21 protein-coding genes are annotated in these 15,750 nt (G+C 58.5%); 14 read left to right on the top strand and 7 right to left on the bottom strand.

Features of this window, described 5'->3' with window-relative positions:
• The 8 genes from AC3WTM_RS03755 to AC3WTM_RS03720 form a co-directional block, all read left to right on the top strand.
• A partial coding sequence (locus AC3WTM_RS03755) for an NAD(P)(+) transhydrogenase (Re/Si-specific) subunit beta (protein WP_146023691.1) occupies positions 1–126 on the top strand: 126 nt, incomplete at its 5' end.
• Positions 127–339: 213 nt separating this feature from the next.
• Positions 340–1,833, top strand: coding sequence for a succinyl-CoA:acetate CoA-transferase ScpC (gene scpC, locus AC3WTM_RS03750; protein WP_102669551.1), 1,494 nt, complete (start codon positions 340–342; stop codon positions 1,831–1,833).
• Between the two features lie 319 nt (positions 1,834–2,152).
• The gene (locus AC3WTM_RS03745; RefSeq protein ID WP_008018491.1) at positions 2,153–2,368 is read left to right on the top strand and encodes a DUF1127 domain-containing protein; all 216 of its coding nucleotides are present in this window, start codon (positions 2,153–2,155) and stop codon (positions 2,366–2,368) included.
• A gap of 257 nt (positions 2,369–2,625) precedes the next feature.
• Positions 2,626–2,835 (top strand): DUF1127 domain-containing protein, encoded by a 210-nt coding sequence (locus AC3WTM_RS03740; RefSeq protein WP_102669550.1) that lies wholly within the window; start codon positions 2,626–2,628, stop codon positions 2,833–2,835.
• 142 nt (positions 2,836–2,977) lie between these two features.
• Positions 2,978–3,298, top strand: a complete 321-nt coding sequence (locus AC3WTM_RS03735) for a DUF2388 domain-containing protein (RefSeq protein WP_057712572.1) — start codon at positions 2,978–2,980, stop codon at positions 3,296–3,298.
• Positions 3,299–3,406: 108 nt separating this feature from the next.
• Entirely contained in the window at positions 3,407–3,724 is a 318-nt protein-coding gene (locus tag AC3WTM_RS03730; protein ID WP_102669549.1) for a DUF2388 domain-containing protein, read from the top strand.
• Between the two features lie 28 nt (positions 3,725–3,752).
• Positions 3,753–4,073, top strand: a complete 321-nt coding sequence (locus AC3WTM_RS03725) for a DUF2388 domain-containing protein (RefSeq protein WP_057712574.1) — start codon at positions 3,753–3,755, stop codon at positions 4,071–4,073.
• Positions 4,070–6,031, top strand: coding sequence for a DUF7844 domain-containing protein (locus tag AC3WTM_RS03720; RefSeq protein ID WP_102685544.1), 1,962 nt, complete (start codon positions 4,070–4,072; stop codon positions 6,029–6,031). The genes AC3WTM_RS03725 and AC3WTM_RS03720 overlap by 4 nt, the downstream gene beginning before the upstream one ends.
• 153 nt (positions 6,032–6,184) lie before the next feature.
• Here AC3WTM_RS03720 and trpA read toward each other — a convergent pair whose 3' ends face one another.
• Both trpA and trpB read right to left on the bottom strand, forming a co-directional pair.
• Complete coding sequence (trpA, locus tag AC3WTM_RS03715) at positions 6,185–6,997, bottom strand: tryptophan synthase subunit alpha (RefSeq protein WP_102669547.1); 813 nt, start codon at positions 6,995–6,997, stop codon at positions 6,185–6,187.
• The gene (trpB, locus tag AC3WTM_RS03710) at positions 6,997–8,217 is read right to left on the bottom strand and encodes a tryptophan synthase subunit beta (RefSeq protein ID WP_102669546.1); all 1,221 of its coding nucleotides are present in this window, start codon (positions 8,215–8,217) and stop codon (positions 6,997–6,999) included. Before trpB ends, trpA begins: the two co-directional genes overlap by 1 nt.
• A gap of 124 nt (positions 8,218–8,341) precedes the next feature.
• Between trpB and AC3WTM_RS03705 the strand changes: the two genes are divergently transcribed.
• Positions 8,342–9,235 carry a LysR family transcriptional regulator gene (locus AC3WTM_RS03705; protein ID WP_102669545.1) on the top strand — a complete coding sequence of 298 codons (894 nt, stop codon included), beginning with the start codon at positions 8,342–8,344 and terminating at the stop codon, positions 9,233–9,235.
• Here AC3WTM_RS03705 and AC3WTM_RS03700 read toward each other — a convergent pair.
• The gene (locus tag AC3WTM_RS03700; RefSeq protein WP_057712578.1) at positions 9,232–9,555 is read right to left on the bottom strand and encodes an ElaB/YgaM/YqjD family protein; all 324 of its coding nucleotides are present in this window, start codon (positions 9,553–9,555) and stop codon (positions 9,232–9,234) included. The genes AC3WTM_RS03705 and AC3WTM_RS03700 overlap by 4 nt on opposite strands.
• 157 nt (positions 9,556–9,712) lie before the next feature.
• Here AC3WTM_RS03700 and AC3WTM_RS03695 point away from each other — a divergent pair, with 157 nt between their 5' ends.
• Both AC3WTM_RS03695 and AC3WTM_RS03690 read left to right on the top strand, forming a co-directional pair.
• Positions 9,713–9,928, top strand: a complete 216-nt coding sequence (locus AC3WTM_RS03695) for a dodecin (protein ID WP_008045871.1) — start codon at positions 9,713–9,715, stop codon at positions 9,926–9,928.
• Positions 9,929–10,049: 121 nt separating this feature from the next.
• Positions 10,050–10,271: a DUF1161 domain-containing protein gene (locus AC3WTM_RS03690; RefSeq protein ID WP_102669544.1), complete on the top strand. Its 222-nt coding sequence runs from the start codon at positions 10,050–10,052 to the stop codon at positions 10,269–10,271.
• A 66-nt stretch (positions 10,272–10,337) separates the two neighbouring features.
• Here AC3WTM_RS03690 and AC3WTM_RS03685 read toward each other — a convergent pair whose 3' ends face one another.
• On the bottom strand, positions 10,338–11,339 hold the full coding sequence (locus tag AC3WTM_RS03685; RefSeq protein ID WP_102669543.1) for an LLM class flavin-dependent oxidoreductase: 1,002 nt from the start codon (positions 11,337–11,339) through the stop codon (positions 10,338–10,340).
• A gap of 239 nt (positions 11,340–11,578) precedes the next feature.
• Here AC3WTM_RS03685 and AC3WTM_RS03680 point away from each other — a divergent pair, with 239 nt between their 5' ends.
• Together AC3WTM_RS03680 and AC3WTM_RS03675 are read left to right on the top strand one after the other, a co-directional pair.
• Positions 11,579–12,010: an OsmC family protein gene (locus tag AC3WTM_RS03680; RefSeq protein ID WP_102669558.1), complete on the top strand. Its 432-nt coding sequence runs from the start codon at positions 11,579–11,581 to the stop codon at positions 12,008–12,010.
• A 179-nt stretch (positions 12,011–12,189) separates the two neighbouring features.
• The gene (locus tag AC3WTM_RS03675; protein ID WP_102669542.1) at positions 12,190–12,423 is read left to right on the top strand and encodes a DUF1161 domain-containing protein; all 234 of its coding nucleotides are present in this window, start codon (positions 12,190–12,192) and stop codon (positions 12,421–12,423) included.
• A 4-nt stretch (positions 12,424–12,427) separates the two neighbouring features.
• On the opposite strand, the gene AC3WTM_RS03670 is transcribed toward AC3WTM_RS03675, so the two are convergent.
• Positions 12,428–12,847, bottom strand: coding sequence for a PA0061/PA0062 family lipoprotein (locus tag AC3WTM_RS03670; RefSeq protein ID WP_102669541.1), 420 nt, complete (start codon positions 12,845–12,847; stop codon positions 12,428–12,430).
• 40 nt (positions 12,848–12,887) lie between these two features.
• Positions 12,888–13,310: a PA0061/PA0062 family lipoprotein gene (locus AC3WTM_RS03665; protein ID WP_102669540.1), complete on the bottom strand. Its 423-nt coding sequence runs from the start codon at positions 13,308–13,310 to the stop codon at positions 12,888–12,890.
• Positions 13,311–13,369: 59 nt separating this feature from the next.
• On the opposite strand from AC3WTM_RS03665, the gene AC3WTM_RS03660 reads away from it, so the two are divergent.
• Entirely contained in the window at positions 13,370–14,467 is a 1,098-nt protein-coding gene (locus AC3WTM_RS03660; RefSeq protein ID WP_102669539.1) for an aminopeptidase, read from the top strand.
• Here the strand turns inward: AC3WTM_RS03660 and AC3WTM_RS03655 are convergent.
• Complete coding sequence (locus tag AC3WTM_RS03655) at positions 14,449–15,678, bottom strand: nucleoside recognition domain-containing protein (RefSeq protein WP_102669538.1); 1,230 nt, start codon at positions 15,676–15,678, stop codon at positions 14,449–14,451. The genes AC3WTM_RS03660 and AC3WTM_RS03655 overlap by 19 nt on opposite strands.
• Between the last annotated feature and the right edge of the window lie 72 nt (positions 15,679–15,750).

The raw sequence follows: 15,750 nt of genomic DNA, 5'->3' as shown, positions 1-15,750 counted from the left end.
AACAAGCGCTCGATGGCCAGCGGCTACGCCGGCCTGGACAACGAACTGTTCTACCTGGACAAGACCATGATGGTGTTTGGCGACGCTAAAAAGGTCATCGAAGACATGGTTAAAGCCGTCGAGTAACCCTCTGCGACACACAGAACGCCCCGACTCGTCGGGGCGTTTTTGTTTGCGCAAATCGTCGGACAAACCATCCTTTTGTTACCGATCCGGTAACGGTGTTTTGCTTGAAATGCCCGGAATAGACACCTCGATTGCGACCTTGGTAGCGGGACAGAAGCCGGCACAATTCACTAGACTGCACATCCTGCTACCTGTTGCCCGAGATAACAATCCATGTACCGTGACCGTATTCGCCTGCCTTCGTTGTTGGACAAAGTGATGAGCGCTGCCGACGCTGCCGCTCTGATTGAGGACGGCATGACCGTCGGCATGAGTGGCTTTACTCGCGCAGGCGAAGCCAAGGCCGTGCCCCAGGCGCTGGCCGAGCGTGCCAAGGTCACGCCGCTGAAGATCAGCCTGATGACCGGCGCAAGCCTGGGTAACGACCTCGACAAGCAGTTGACCGAAGCCGGTGTATTGTCGCGACGCATGCCGTTTCAGGTCGACAGCACTCTGCGCAAGGCGATCAATGCCGGCGAAGTCATGTTCATCGACCAGCACTTGTCGGAAACCGTGGAGCAATTGCGCAACCAGCAATTGAAGCTGCCGGACATTGCCGTGATTGAAGCCGTGGCGATCACCGAGCAAGGGCATATCGTGCCAACCACCTCGGTCGGCAACTCGGCCAGCTTCGCGATTTTCGCCAAGCACGTGATCGTCGAAATCAACATGGCGCACAACCCGAATCTCGAAGGCCTGCACGACATCTACATTCCGACCTACCGTCCGACCCGTACACCGATTCCGCTGGTCAAGGTCGATGATCGCATTGGCAGCACCGCCATCCCGATTCCACCGGAAAAAATCGTCGCCATCGTAGTCACCAACCAGGCTGACTCGCCCTCCACTGTGCTGGCGCCGGACGTCGAGACCCAAGCCATTGCCGACCACCTGATCGACTTCTTCAAACAGGAAGTGGCAGCCGGGCGCATGACCAACAAGCTCGGCCCGCTACAAGCCGGTATCGGCACCATCGCCAACTCGGTGATGTGTGGCCTGATCGACTCGCCGTTCGAAGACCTGACAATGTATTCCGAGGTGCTGCAGGACTCGACCTTCGACCTGATCGACGCGGGCAAGCTGAGTTTTGCCTCGGGCAGTTCGATCACCCTGTCGAGCCGGCGCAATGCCGACGTGTTCGGCAATCTGGAGCGCTACAAGGACAAACTGGTTCTGCGTCCGCAGGAGATCTCCAACCACCCTGAAGTCGTGCGCCGCCTTGGCATCATCGGCATCAACACGGCACTGGAGTTCGACATCTATGGCAACGTCAACTCCACTCACGTCTGCGGCACGCGGATGATGAACGGCATCGGCGGCTCGGGCGACTTCGCGCGCAACGCGCATCTGTCCGTGTTCGTGACCAAGTCGATCGCCAAGGACGGTGCGATCTCCAGCGTGGTGCCGATGGTCAGCCATGTTGACCACACCGAACATGACGTCGACATCCTCGTGACCGAAGTGGGCCTGGCAGACTTGCGAGGCCTGGCGCCTCGGGAACGTGCCCGGGTCATCATCGACAAGTGCGTGCACCCGGATTACCGCCAAGCGCTGAATGATTACTTCACCACCGCGTGCGCCATCGGCGGGCACACCCCGCACATCCTGCGTGATGCCCTGAGCTGGCACATCAACCTGGAAGAAACCGGGCAAATGCTGAATAAGTAATTGGTACAGATAGCAGCTGGCGCAAACACAGTTTCGTCAGCTTGCTCTTGCTGCTTCACATTATGGAAAAAACTGTACTACTGTACCGGTCATTTCCTAAGGAAAATTCCTACCTCGTCAAGTCAAAATAGCAATTTTGCACCTTAACAGTGCAGACAGGTACAGTTACCTCAAATTCGACCAGTACACCCCCTATAAACAGTTAACTGAGCTCGCACAATACAGGTGAACTGTATCTACAGAGACTAGGCAAACGAGAGGATCATGGGCACCAGTTAAGCCACTACCTAATCCCGCCATAAGCGGAAGGATGAAAACCATGGAACGTACACTCAGTTCCGAACTGTTCTTCGAAGACACCGCTGCAAAAACCCAGGCTTCCCTGCCTCTGCGCGTTATCGCCAACTTGATGCTGTGGCAGCGCCGCATCACCAGCCGCCATCAATTGGCTCGTCTGGATTCGCGTCTGCTGGCTGATGCCGGGATTAGCGAAGCACAACGCTACGAAGAGCTGAGCAAGCCGTTCTGGCGCTAAGTTAGCGTCGCTGGCGACGACCTGAAGGTCCACCGCCAGCAACCCGAATTGAAAAAACAAAACCCGTCGTGGGAAGCCACGACGGGTTTTGTCGTTTTGGCCTGTCAAATCCACTTTTACAGTAGGGAACCCTGAGCACCAGTACAGTTTGCAAAAACTACAAACTGGATGAGTACAATATCGTCGCAGTGTGTCTGCAATGGATATTCGACCGGTGTCAGCATGGAGCCTCCACTTATCAGGACAGGGAACGCGCCATGAGTTCTTTACAGGATGTTTCGACCCCATCAATTCGATCAAGACCTTTCTTGCACCGGGTCAGAGATCTGCTGACTGGATTCTTCGCTAGCCTGGAAAGGGCGAGAACACGACGTTTACTGGCTCAACTCGATGATCGTCAGCTATCGGATCTCGGCATCAGCCACGCTGAGCGCATCAATGAATTGGATAAACCGTTCTGGCGCTGACTACCTGTTTGCATGACGGGCTGTTCGAACTGACACACTCAGGCCTAATATCAAGTCAGAACGTGGCGAGCGCCAAGCGCCTGGCGTCTGACTTTGCAGACACTGCGCCATTTTTCAACTGGTTTACCAAAAGGAGTTACCCATGTCCCGTCTCCGCCTGCTCAGCGCTGCAGCCCTGTTTGCCGTGGCAGCCAATGCCAGCGCAACCAGCTTCATCGTGACCACCGACGCTGTAGTTAACGCGCTCAAAGCCACATCCGATGCGACCTCCGACGTCATATCGTCGTCCTTCAAGGATGACAAGATCGTCCTCGCGGCCCGTGATGACGCTGCCAGCTTCGTCGCCAGCGAAGGTTCCATTCGCGGAGTGAAACTGGAAAGCGCCATCGACCACATTCACCGCCAGGCGCCACAGCTGAACGCAACCGACGCACAACTGGCGCAGGCAATCCTGACGATCTAAACAACTGCACAAGGCATGGGGCACGCCCGACGTGCCCCAATGTTTCGGCGCTGGCTCTAGGGCGGGCCTTGCGCTAGCCTTGGGACTCACTTTCAACTGTCGAGTCTCATGCGTTTTCCTTCAAGTTTCTTGATCGCTCCAGCCTTTCTTACCCTTGGTTACTGCGGATCGGCCCACGCCTATGACGCCTTCAACCTGTCCACCCAAGGCATCGTCGCCAGCGGTTACGCCACAAGTTTGGTGACCTCTGCCCCCTTCGACCATAAACTGCTGCCCGCTGCCCATGATGACGCCGCGGCATTCATTGCCAGTGACGGCCAACTGAGAGGCTCACGACTGGAGGCGGCGTTGCGGTATCTGCGTCGAACCCAGGCAAAACTTCATGCCAACGACCTTGAACTGGCACAAGCAATTCTCGTCCAATAGTTATCCCTGTTTTTTCTGGAGTCATTCCATGCGTAACCCGCTGATTGCTGCCACCTTAGGTCTGCTGCTGTTGGCCGATGTGGCCCAGGCACATACTCTGGTTGCCACCAGTAATATTCTGATCCGTGCTACCCAGCGCACCCTCGATTTCACCTCCGACACCACCACGTCCATTCGCGATTCGAAAATTGTGCGCGAAGCTCAGGACGATGCCGCCAGTTTCGTTGCCAGCAATGGCGACATTCGTGGCGCTCACCTGGAATCCGCCTTCGATTTACTGCGTACCCGTGTGCCGGAAGCTCGTGACGCCAGTGACCAGGATCTCGCCGAAGCCATCCTCGCACTGTGAAGCGCCAAGGTGCCTGGCTGCTGGCCGGGGCCATGTTGCTGCTCGGCAACATGGCCCACGCTGGCCTTCAATTACAGCTCAAGACCGAAGGTCTGACTCCCGCGCAACAGCAAGCCAGCCAGGCGTTGCTCGATGAAGCCATGCAGGCACTGCCGCCACGCTTTATCGAGCAACTCGATCGACGCATCGACGTCGACTGGACGGATGACATGCCGGCCAACGCCTACGGTCAGGCGTCACTGGTGTCCGAACTCGATCTGAACCGCAACTTGCTGGCCAGCCTCACCGATGGCAGCGCCGCGACCAAGAAAACCCATCGCCCCCATGGCACCGTGCGCCGGGAAATGCTGGCCACGGTGGTGCACGAGCTGACGCACATCTACGATCGCTCGCGCCTGTGGTCGGATGCCGAACGCAAGCTGATTCAGCGCTGCACCCAGCGCAACAACAGCTCAGGGCTGGTTGGCATTCCCGACCAATGCCGGGGCCAGTCCGATCGGCGTTTTACCCTCAGTGACGATCCGCGTCTGCTCGACCTCGCTGGCTGGCAGCAATATGTAGGCCGTCGCGGTGAACGCGAACAGCACAATCGCCAGATTGCCCGCAGCCCGGACATCTACGAGACCAGCAGTCCAAAGGAGTTCGTCGCGGTCAACATAGAGTATTTCCTCCTCGACCCGAGCTACGCCTGCCGCCGTCCCTCGCTGTATCGCTACTACCAGGAACATTTCGGCTGGGCGCCTGCCGCCAAAGACACCTGTAGCAAGACCTTCGCGTTCCTCAATGCCGGCAGCGACTTCGCCAAGACACCTTTGGGCCAGGTCGATCCGGAGCGAGTCTATGCCATTGACTATCTGCTGGCCGAGGCCAACCAGAACCTGTTCAGCCGCTGGGGTCACAGCATGTTGCGCCTGGTGATCTGCGCGCCAGGCCGACCACGCGGACCGGATTGCCGATTGGATCTGGACCAGCATCTGGTGCTGTCTTACCGCGCCTTCGTCGGCGACGTGCAACTGTCGAGCTGGGATGGCCTGGTCGGTAAATACCCGTCGCGACTGTTTATCCTGCCGCTATCCCAGGTCATCGACGAATACACCAAGACCGAATTGCGCAGCCTGGCCTCCGTGCCTCTGAACCTGTCGCGCAGAGAGATTGAAGACGTGGTCGGACGTGCCGCCGAGATGCACTGGAGCTACGACGGCAACTACTTCTTCCTGTCGAACAACTGCGCGGTAGAAGAGCTGAAGTTACTGCGTGGCGGCACCAATAACCCGCAATTGGTGGGACTCGACAACATCATGCCCAACGGTTTGCTCGAAGTGCTGAAGGGCCGCGGACTGGCGGACGCCAGTGTGCTGGACGACCCACGAGAAGCCTTGCGCCTGGGTTATCGTTTCGACTCCTTCCGCGAGCGTTATCAGGCGATGTTCGAGATCCTGAAAAAGCACTTGCCGATCAAACAGGAAACCGTCGAAGACTGGCTCGAATTGAAAGCGGCAGAGCGTCGGCAATGGTTCGAGCAGGCCGATTTGCGCACGAGCGCGGCGTTGCTGCTATTGGAACAGGCCAGCTTCCGTCAGCAGTTGCTGCTGGCCCAGGATGAAGTGAAGCAGCGCTATCTGGGCGCCCGAGAACTAAAGAATGGCGGCATGGACAAGGCCAACGAGACGCTCAAGGACATTCTGGCCAACAGTGGCTTTCTCAGCCGGCCGGCAGAACTGCTGGGCACCAAGGGTTATGGCCTGCCGCAACCGAGCGAGTGGGAGCATCTGGAATCGGAAAGCAGCCAGCGCCAGAAGCAGCTCCTGGCGCTGTCCGGGGATCTGGACAAGGAAGTAAGGGCATTGCTTGAACCGGGCCGCGCCGCCGAAATGGCCGCCAACGAGGCCAACGTGAAGCAGATTGGTGAACACCTGCGCAAACTGCACAAGGCATCAGGCGGGATAGAGTTGCCTTGATACCGCAACCTGTGGGAACGAGCTCGCTCCCAAAAGACTTACAGCGTTTAGCCACACATAGCAAAAAGGGCTTCAGAACTCAGTCCTGAAGCCCTTTTTGCTGTTCAGCCTATGCTGCCCGGCTCTAATTCCTCTGTATCAGGAACTTTACCTTCAGCTGACGCGGGCCTTACGCACGCCTTCGGCCAACGCTGAGCACAGGCTCAGTACGCCATCCACGGCTTGCTCCGGGGAGGATGCATTGGCGATGTGATCGATCAACGCCGAGCCCACCACAACACCGTCGGCCAGACGCGCGATAGACGCCGCCTGTTCCGGAGTCCGGATACCGAAACCGATGCTGATCGGCAGGTCAGTATGGCGACGTAGACGGGCGACCGCTTCCTCGACGTGTTCCAGCGTGGCAGCGCCGGCGCCGGTCACACCGGCCACCGATACGTAGTAGACGAAGCCGGAGCTGCCGTTGAGAACGGTCGGCAGACGCACATCGTCGGTGGTTGGCGTGGTCAGGCGAATGAAGTCCAGGCCCGCGGCCTGTGCTGGGTCGCACAGTTCGCCGTTATGCTCCGGCGGCAGGTCAACCACGATCAGGCCGTCAACGCCGGCCTCCTTGGCTTCGGCGATAAAGCGCGGTACGCCGTACATGTGGATCGGGTTGAAGTACCCCATCAGCACCAGCGGCGTTTCGTTGTTGTCCTTGCGGAACTCGCGAACCATTTGCAGAGTTTTCGCCAGATTCTGCTTGGCACCCAACGCACGGATGTTGGCGAGCTGGATTGCCGGTCCGTCAGCCATCGGATCGGTGAAGGGCATGCCCAGCTCGATCACATCGGCGCCAGCCGCCGGCAAGCCCTTGAGGATAGCCAGGGACGTGTCATAGCCTGGGTCACCGGCGGTCACGAAGGTCACCAGAGCGGCGCGATTCTGTTCCTTGAGTTCGGCAAAACGCGTTTGCAGGCGGCTCATCAGTGTTTCTCCTGCTTGGATTGTTCCATGTGGTGCATCACGGTCTGCATGTCTTTATCGCCACGGCCGGACAGGTTGACCACCATCAGGTGATCCTTTGGCAAGGTCGGTGCGCGCTTGAATACTTCAGCCAGGGCATGGGCGCTTTCCAGGGCAGGGATGATCCCTTCCAGGCGGCAGCACTGGTGGAACGCAGCGAGGGCTTCGTCGTCGGTCACCGAGGTGTACTGAACGCGACCGATGTCATGCAACCAGGCATGTTCCGGGCCGATGCCCGGGTAGTCTAGGCCGGCGGAGATCGAGTGGGCATCGATGATCTGGCCATCGTCGTCCTGCAGCAGGAAGGTGCGGTTGCCGTGCAACACACCGGGTACGCCGCCGTTCAGGCTGGCCGCATGCTTGCCGGTCTCGATGCCATAGCCGGCGGCTTCGACGCCGATGATCTCGACACTCTTGTCGTCGAGGAACGGGTGGAACAGGCCCATGGCGTTGGAACCACCGCCGATGCACGCCACCAGGCTGTCCGGCAGGCGACCTTCCTGGGCTTGCAGCTGCTCGCGGGTTTCCTTGCCGATCACGGCCTGGAAGTCGCGAACCATCGCCGGGTAAGGGTGCGGACCAGCCACGGTGCCGATCAGGTAGAAGGTGCTGTCGACGTTGGTCACCCAGTCACGCAGGGCTTCGTTCATCGCATCTTTCAGCGTGCCGGTACCGGCTACCACCGGAATCACTTCGGCACCCAGCAGCTTCATGCGGAACACGTTGGCCTGCTGACGCTCGATGTCAGTGGTGCCCATGTAAATCACGCAATCCAGACCGAAACGCGCAGCAACAGTGGCCGTGGCCACACCGTGCATGCCGGCGCCGGTCTCGGCGATGATGCGCTTCTTGCCCATGCGCCGCGCCAGCAGGATCTGGCCGATGCAGTTGTTGATCTTGTGCGCGCCGGTGTGGTTCAGCTCTTCACGCTTGAGGTAGATCTTCGCGCCGCCGCAGAATTCGGTCAGGCGCTCGGCGAAGTACAGCGGGCTTGGACGTCCGACGTAGTCGCGCTGGAAGTAGGCCAGTTCTTCCTTGAATGCAGGATCTTCCTTGGCCAACTCATATTCGCGGGCCAGGTCGAGGATCAACGGCATCAGGGTTTCGGCAATGTAGCGGCCGCCGAACGCGCCAAACAGGCCGTTGGCATCAGGGCCGTTGCGCAGATTAGTCTGGGTCATGGGGCGCTCCAGTTGAAGGCATGAAGTGATGCATAAAGAGATAGTGGGCTTCACTCTACCCCTGACGCCTCGGCCTGAAAACCGATAAGATCGCCACAACCTGTCAGAAAAACTCACATATCAAATGAGCCATGACCTTCCTCCGCTGAACGCGCTTCGCGCCTTCGAAGCCACTGCCCGCTTGAACAGCGTCAGTCAGGCGGCCGAGCAGCTGCACGTCACCCACGGCGCAGTCAGTCGGCAACTCAAGTTACTTGAAGAACACCTCGGCGTAAGCCTTTTCATAAAGGATGGTCGCGGCCTGAAACTCACAGATGCCGGGTTACGCCTGCGTGACGCCAGCAGCGAAGCCTTCGAGCGCCTGCGCAGCGTTTGCGCCGAACTCACACAAAGTTCTGCCGATGCGCCATTCGTGCTCGGTTGCTCTGGAAGTCTGCTGGCGCGCTGGTTTATCCCAAGACTGGGGAGACTCAATGCCGACCTGCCGGACTTACGCTTGCACCTGTCGGCCGGAGAAGGCGATCTGGATCCGCGCAGACCGGGGCTGGATGCCTTGCTCGTATTTGCCGAGCCACCCTGGCCGGCAGACATGCAGGTTTTTGAGCTGGCCAGCGAACGTATCGGCCCGGTCATGAGCCCGCGGTTCGCCGGCTATGAACGGCTCAAGCAAGCGCCGGAAACTGCACTGCTGAACGAACCCTTGCTGCACACCACGTCACGCCCGCAAGCCTGGCCGAACTGGGCGCAACCACGCGGACTTGACGCCAGGGCGCTGAAGTACGGTCAGGGATTTGAACATTTGTATTACTTGCTGGAAGCCGCCGTCGCAGGTCTGGGCGTGGCGATTGCCCCCGAACCCTTGGTGACGGAGGACTTGAAGGCAGGCCGCCTGGTTGCGCCTTGGGGCTTCAGTGAAACCCCGGCGCAACTGGCGTTGTGGCTCCCCAAGCGCGCCGCGGACGGACGCGCCCGGCAACTGGCGCAGTGGCTCAAGAACGAGCTGCGTCGCGCGGATTAATCACGCTTGCACAACAGATAAGCAGCCAGCAAGCCTAATGCACCCACGGCGACACCAGCTGTTGTCCAAGGATGTTCCTGGGCGTAGTCCCGGGTGGCAATCCCGGTTTCACGAGTTTTGACCTTGACCTCTTCATAGGCGTCGCCAAGCAAATGGCGCGAGTGCTTCAAAGCATTCTCGGCGTTGCTTTTCAAGGTCTTGAGGGTTTTACGCGACTCGTCCGAGGCGTCGTCTTTCAGGCTTTCCAAAGACTTGAGCAGACTCTCGATCTCGGCTTCCATGCTTTGCAATGAGGCTTTGCGTAACGAGGTGTTGGCCATGGTGGCTCTCCTGCATTGATGATGAGTGGCGTGTGTTGATTGGGACTTCATGGGTTCGAGAAAGTGCAGAAAATCTGAACTTCACCCTCAGAACGGCTAACAGAAGAAATAGAAAAAATCACTGCTAGTCTGTAATTCACACGCCGAGGAGAACGCCATGTCTGACCATCACACCTACAAGAAAGTCGAGCTGATCGGCTCGTCCACCAGCAGTATCGAAGATGCGATCAACAACGCGCTGGCCGAAGCCAGCAAAAGCATCAAGTACATGGAATGGTTTGAAGTGACCGAGACCCGTGGGCACATAAGGGACGGCAAGGCTGCGCACTTTCAGGTGACCTTGAAAGTCGGGTTCCGGATTGCCAGCAGCTGACTTTGGGCTAGTCTTCTGAACTTGCACGCCGGTCGAATGCCATAGGGAATGGCAAAGCACAACATGAGTGCGTCCGGCTCACGGCTGGTTACCCCTATGATCCGACCAGGGAATGCAACCGATGAAGAAGTTTATGTTGGCAGTAGGTTTGTTGAGCCTTGTGGGGAGCGCGTTGGCGGGCGGCAAGCCATGCGAAGAGCTGAAAGCCGAAATCGCAGCGAAACTTGATGCCAAGGGAGTATCCGGTTACTCGCTGGAGATTGTCGACAAAGGTGCCGCTGCCGGCGGGAAAGTTGTTGGCAAATGCGAAGCGGGTGCCAAAGTGATCGTCTATAAAAAGTAGGCAGAATTCCGCCTGAAAAAAAGCCGACACCACGGTGTCGGCTTTTTTAAGCCTGCCGTTTGAGTATCAGCCTCGCATGACCTGCGCCAGCAACTCGTAGGAATGCACGCGATCCGAATGTTCGTACAGGTCACAGGTGAAAATCAGCTCGTCAGCCTGGGTCCGTTCGATCAGGACCTCGAGTTTGGCGCGGATTTTCTGTGGGCTGCCGATCATCGCCAGGCCAAGGAAATCGTGCACGGCATCTTTCTCATGGGGCAGCCACAGGCCGTCCATGGTTTTCACTGGCGGACGCTGTACCAGGCTTTGGCCACGCATCAGGGCGAGAATCCGCTGGAACACCGAGGTCGCCAGGAAATCGGCCTGCTCGTCGGTATCGGCTGCTACCAATGGCACGCCGAGCATCACGTAGGGCTTGTCCAAAACGGCTGACGGCTTGAAGTGATTGCGGTAGACCCGAATCGCTTCATGCATGTAGCGTGGTGCGAAATGCGATGCGAAGGCGTAGGGCAAACCGCGCTCACCGGCCAGTTGCGCACTGAACAGGCTCGACCCCAACAACCAGACCGGCACGTTGGTCCCAGTCCCCGGCATGGCGATGATGCGTTGGTCCGGGGTGCGTGGCCCAAGGTAGCGCACCAGTTCCGCCACGTCTTCCGGGAAATCGTCAGCGCTGCCGGAGCGTTCGCGGCGCAGTGCGCGTGCGGTCATCTGGTCGGAACCGGGAGCACGCCCCAAGCCCAGATCGATCCGGCCCGGATAAAGGCTTTCCAGGGTGCCGAACTGTTCGGCGATCACCAACGGTGCGTGGTTGGGCAACATTACCCCGCCCGAACCGACTCGAATGGTCGACGTGCCACCGGCCAGGTAACCGAGTAGCACCGACGTCGCGGAACTGGCGATTCCATCCATGTTGTGGTGCTCAGCTACCCAGAAGCGGTTGTAACCGAACTTCTCGACATGTTGCGCCAAGTCCAGCGAGTTGCGCAGCGATTGGGCCGCGCTGCCGTTCTCGCGAACGGGCACCAGATCGAGGGTCGAGAACTTGATATCGGACAGTCGTTTCATAAACCTGCTTCTCCAATTGAGGGCGCAGGTTTGTTCTTGCGAGCGCAAACCTGCCGAATCCAAAAGCGTACTCATGCAATGTGGGCATATACCCGAGTTTCAATAGCCCGGTAAAAAATCCCGCGAAAAAAGCAGACTGATCGGGCGAGATGAACTTTGCGCCACTGTCTATCCTCACAACCCTGGCAATTGAAAACCACGAAGGCGCGACGTTTCGCGCCAATCTTGAGGAGACAGGCATGGCTATCGTTAAGAAAGCATCGGCCCATTGGGAAGGTGATCTGAAAACCGGCATCGGCTCGATTTCCACTGAAACCGGCGTGCTCCGGGAAGCTCCCTATGGCTTCAAGGCGCGCTTCGAGGGCGGCCGGGGCACCAACCCGGAAGAGTTGATCGGTGCGGCCCACGCCGGCTGTTTCTCCATGGCGTTTTCCATGATTCTCGGTGATGCCGGCCTGAAGGCCGATAGAATCGACACCCAGGCAGAAGTCACTCTGGATCAAGTGGACGGCGGTTTTGCGATCACCGCAGTGAAATTGATTCTGAAAGCGAAAATCCCCGGGGCGACGCAGGCGCAGTTCGAAGAACTCAGCAACAAGGCCAAAGAGGGCTGCCCGGTATCCAAAGTGCTGAATGCGAAGATCAGCCTGGAGGCAACATTGGTCGGCTAGATTCTAATTGAAACGAAAAGATCGCTGCCTTGCGCAACCTGCCGGGATCATTTGGCAAAAGGTGCTCAAGGTTGCGATCTTTTTTGCGTCACCACAGACTCGCCCGCTAAAACTGTGGTCGAATAAATGACAGCAGCGAAAAACACGATTGTGCGTGCTGCCTCAAAGGAGCTTCAACCATGAGACGTTTTGCCTTGGCGGTTATCTGTTGCGCACTTGCCACTTCGGCCTTGGCGGCACCGAAACCCTGCGAAGAACTCAAGGCCGAGATCGAAGCCAAGATCCAGGCCCGCGGCGTATCTTCCTACACGCTTGAAATCGTCACCAACGACGAGGTCCATGACCAGAACATGGTGGTGGGCTCGTGCGAAAACGGCACCAAGAAAATCATCTACCAGAAAAACGACCGCTAACCGCTCACATCAGGCAGTAGGATTCCCGGTCCTCAGCAACGATTTCACGCTTGGCGTTGTACAACCGGGCACCGGGGGTAAATGCAATGGAACGGCCTTCGAGCACGTAACGCTGGCCGGCTTCGAAATGATCGTAATTGATGGTCAGGTAGCACAGCCGTTCCGAGGGGCCGCCCATCATCCCTAATCCGCCACCGGGTACTTCAAAATCGAAACGCACAATCAGTTCATGGCGGCCCGGCGTGACCTCGAAAAAACGCCCGTCGCGCAGGCGTTGTTTATCCAGTCGTTCGGCCATCAACAACTTGTCGTTGGGGAAGGGCGTCGAAAACTCTACCCAGGCCATTTGTGGATTAGGTGTCGGCATCGGGCTTTGGCAGCCCGCGACAACACCGACGGAGAGTAACAGCATCAACCTGCGCATGATGGATGTCCCAAGGGATATGCATCCAGCATAACGCCGATCAGGTGTGTTGACAGCCCGCCGGTGTGCCTTGGCCAATCACTTTGCGCTGTTGATCGTAGAGTCTCGCCCAAGGCCGAAAACCGATGTTCCCCGCCTGTAGTTGATAACGCTCACCCGCGTTGAAGTCGCTGAATTTCACGCTCAACTGACAATCGCGCCACAACGGCTCGGCGTCCGGGCCGATATTGGTGGGCTGGACCGCGAATTGGTAACGGACCGTCAACTCATGGCTACCGGGATGAACCTGGAAATAGCGTTTATCGTCGGTGATTTTGTCATCGACCTCCAGCGCCTGCAGCGCCGTATCTTCCTGCGTCGAATCAAGGTCGATCCAGGCTTGTGCAGGATCATGGTGGGGTATTCCGAAACCAGCACAGCCGGCCAGCATCAGCAGGCCTCCTGACAGTATCAACATGCGCATAGCGGAGCTCCAGTCTGGCGGGATAGTCTTGTGGAAAGACTCTCCAAGGAAGAATTATTGTGATCAGGCCGCTTCCTAGCCTTGGGTTACTTGATCGCGTTTTTCGCGTTTTGTTTCCGAGCCTGCTGTTTTTGTTGCTCAACGGCTGCACCAGCACCAGCTATTACAGCCAACTGGCCAGCGGCCAACTGCAGTTGCTGCGGGCGAGGGAGCCTGTTTCCAGCGTGATTGCCGACCCGGCGCGCGATCAAAAACTGCGCACACACCTGGAACAATCGCAAAAGGCCCGAACCTTCGCCAGCCAGCAATTGCACCTGCCGGATAACCAGAGCTACCGCCTGTACGCGGACATTGGGCGTCCCTTCGTCGTCTGGAATGTCTTCGCCACACCGGAATTTTCCCTCAAGCCCGTAAACCACTGCTTCCCCATCGCCGGTTGTGTTGCTTATCGCGGTTACTACAGCCAGAGCGCAGCCCGCGGCGAAGCGGCTTTGCAACGTTTGCAAGGCATGGATGTGTCGATTGGCGGCGTCGAGGCCTATTCGACACTTGGCTGGTTCAACGACCCGATCATCAGTTCGATGGTGGGCTGGAGCGATGAGCGACTGGCCACGCTGATCTTTCACGAGCTCGCCCATCAGCGTTTCTATGTGAAGGACGACACGGAGTTCAACGAATCCTTCGCCACTTTCGTCGAGCAGGAAGGTACTCGACAATGGCGCGCCTACCGCCACATGCCACCGGATAACAATGCGCAGGCACGTCAGCGCGAGCAGTTCACTGAGTTGGTACTCAAGACCCGCACCCGACTGGAAAAGCTCTACACCTTGCCGTTGCCAACCGAACAAATGCGCCAGCGCAAGGCGGCCGAGTTCGATCGCTTGCGCAGCGAATACCGCCAATTGCGTGACAGTCAGTGGGCCGCAGACAAACGCTACGACGCGTGGATCCATGCCCCCATGAACAACGCCCGGTTATTGCCGTTTGGCTTGTACGACCAATGGGTGCCGGCTTTTGCCGCGCTGTTCCATCAGGAGGGTGGCGACTGGCTCAAATTTTACACCGCCGTGGAAAAGCTCGGCGCCTTGCCGACGGGTGAGCGCAAGGCCGCGCTGAAAGTGTTGGCTGGCGGGGCCGATCAACCAAAGAACCAGTAGCAAACCCCGATAGCACCCAGCACCCCGGCAAGCTCCGCCAGCAATGCGCAGCCAACCGCATGGCGTGCGCGTTGGATGCCCACGGCACCGAAGTACACCGCCAGCACATAGAACGTCGTTTCGGTACTGCCCTGGATTGTTGCTGCCACCAGCGCCGGGAAGCTGTCCACGCCCGAGGTCTTCATGGTTTCAATCAGCATCGCCCGGGCGGCGCTACCCGAGAAGGGTTTGACCATCGCCGTCGGCAGCGCATCGACGAAACGCGTGTCCCAACCGGCCCATTCCACCAGATGACGGATCCCGTCCAGACCGAAGTCCAGTGCCCCGGATGCCCGCAGGACACCCACCGCGCAAAGCATCGCCACCAGGTAGGGCAGCAAGTTCTTGGCGACATCGAAACCCTCTTTGGCACCTTCAATGAAGGCCTCGTAGACCTTCACTTGGCGCAGCGCGCCGATCACTAAAAACAGCATGATCAGGCCAAACAGCGTCAAGTTACCGAGGATCGATGACAGGCCGGCCAGAGCGGTCGCCGAAAGGGTCGCCAGCAACGCCATGAAGCCACCGAGGGCGAGGGCGCCGGGAATCAGGTAGGCCAGCACCACGGGGTCCCAGACGCGCAGGCGCTGCATGAACGCCACCGACAGGAAGCCGACAATGGTCGAGCAACTGGTCGCCAGCAGAATCGGCAGGAACACCAGCGTTGGGTCCGGCGCGCCTTGCTGGGCGCGATACATGAAGATGGTCACCGGCAGCAGGGTCAGCGAGGAGGCGTTGAGCACCAGGAACAGGATCTGTGCATTGCTGGCGACGGTAGCGCTGGGATTGAGTTCTTGCAGTGCCTTCATGGCCTTGAGGCCGATCGGTGTGGCGGCGTTGTCCAGGCCCAAGCCGTTGGCCGCGAAGTTAAGGGTGATCAGGCCGATGGCTGGATGACCTGGCGGGACTTCAGGCATCAGGCGCAAAAACAGTGGCCCCAGGACCCTTGCCAGCCATTCGACGATCCCGGCTTTCTCGGCAATACGCAAAAAACCCAGCCAGAGGGTCAGGGTGCCGAACAGAAGCACCATGACTTCGACCGACAGCTTGGCCATGGCAAAAATGCTTTCCACCATCGCCGCGAATATCCCGGCGTTGCCACCGATCAGCCACTGGGCCAGCGCCGATATAGCTGCCACGATGAAGAAGCCAAGCCACAGGCCATTGAGCATCAGTCAAATCCCCCCAAAAGATCCGCGAATGATAGCGGGGTAGCCAGAAACGACAAACCCCGGATTTCTCCG

It is taken from the genome of Pseudomonas sp. EU05-FHT14B02, assembly GCF_058791055.1.
Note: the sequence above shows the minus strand (reverse complement) of the source record. Positions and strands in the feature narration are given on the sequence as shown.

Excerpts from the sequence above, each read along its gene's own strand:
- scpC (WP_102669551.1), top strand. The coding sequence starts at position 340 with ATGTACCGTGACCGTATTCGCCTGCCTTCGTTGTTGGACAAAGTGATG.
- AC3WTM_RS03745 (WP_008018491.1), top strand. The coding sequence starts at position 2,153 with ATGGAACGTACACTCAGTTCCGAACTGTTCTTCGAAGACACCGCTGCA.
- AC3WTM_RS03740 (WP_102669550.1), top strand. The coding sequence starts at position 2,626 with ATGAGTTCTTTACAGGATGTTTCGACCCCATCAATTCGATCAAGACCT.
- AC3WTM_RS03735 (WP_057712572.1), top strand. The coding sequence starts at position 2,978 with ATGTCCCGTCTCCGCCTGCTCAGCGCTGCAGCCCTGTTTGCCGTGGCA.
- AC3WTM_RS03730 (WP_102669549.1), top strand. The coding sequence starts at position 3,407 with ATGCGTTTTCCTTCAAGTTTCTTGATCGCTCCAGCCTTTCTTACCCTT.
- AC3WTM_RS03725 (WP_057712574.1), top strand. The coding sequence starts at position 3,753 with ATGCGTAACCCGCTGATTGCTGCCACCTTAGGTCTGCTGCTGTTGGCC.
- trpA (WP_102669547.1), bottom strand. The coding sequence starts at position 6,997 with ATGAGCCGCCTGCAAACGCGTTTTGCCGAACTCAAGGAACAGAATCGC.
- trpB (WP_102669546.1), bottom strand. The coding sequence starts at position 8,217 with ATGACCCAGACTAATCTGCGCAACGGCCCTGATGCCAACGGCCTGTTT.
- AC3WTM_RS03705 (WP_102669545.1), top strand. The coding sequence starts at position 8,342 with ATGAGCCATGACCTTCCTCCGCTGAACGCGCTTCGCGCCTTCGAAGCC.
- AC3WTM_RS03700 (WP_057712578.1), bottom strand. The coding sequence starts at position 9,555 with ATGGCCAACACCTCGTTACGCAAAGCCTCATTGCAAAGCATGGAAGCC.
- AC3WTM_RS03695 (WP_008045871.1), top strand. The coding sequence starts at position 9,713 with ATGTCTGACCATCACACCTACAAGAAAGTCGAGCTGATCGGCTCGTCC.
- AC3WTM_RS03690 (WP_102669544.1), top strand. The coding sequence starts at position 10,050 with ATGAAGAAGTTTATGTTGGCAGTAGGTTTGTTGAGCCTTGTGGGGAGC.
- AC3WTM_RS03685 (WP_102669543.1), bottom strand. The coding sequence starts at position 11,339 with ATGAAACGACTGTCCGATATCAAGTTCTCGACCCTCGATCTGGTGCCC.
- AC3WTM_RS03680 (WP_102669558.1), top strand. The coding sequence starts at position 11,579 with ATGGCTATCGTTAAGAAAGCATCGGCCCATTGGGAAGGTGATCTGAAA.
- AC3WTM_RS03675 (WP_102669542.1), top strand. The coding sequence starts at position 12,190 with ATGAGACGTTTTGCCTTGGCGGTTATCTGTTGCGCACTTGCCACTTCG.
- AC3WTM_RS03670 (WP_102669541.1), bottom strand. The coding sequence starts at position 12,847 with ATGCGCAGGTTGATGCTGTTACTCTCCGTCGGTGTTGTCGCGGGCTGC.
- AC3WTM_RS03665 (WP_102669540.1), bottom strand. The coding sequence starts at position 13,310 with ATGCGCATGTTGATACTGTCAGGAGGCCTGCTGATGCTGGCCGGCTGT.
- AC3WTM_RS03655 (WP_102669538.1), bottom strand. The coding sequence starts at position 15,678 with ATGCTCAATGGCCTGTGGCTTGGCTTCTTCATCGTGGCAGCTATATCG.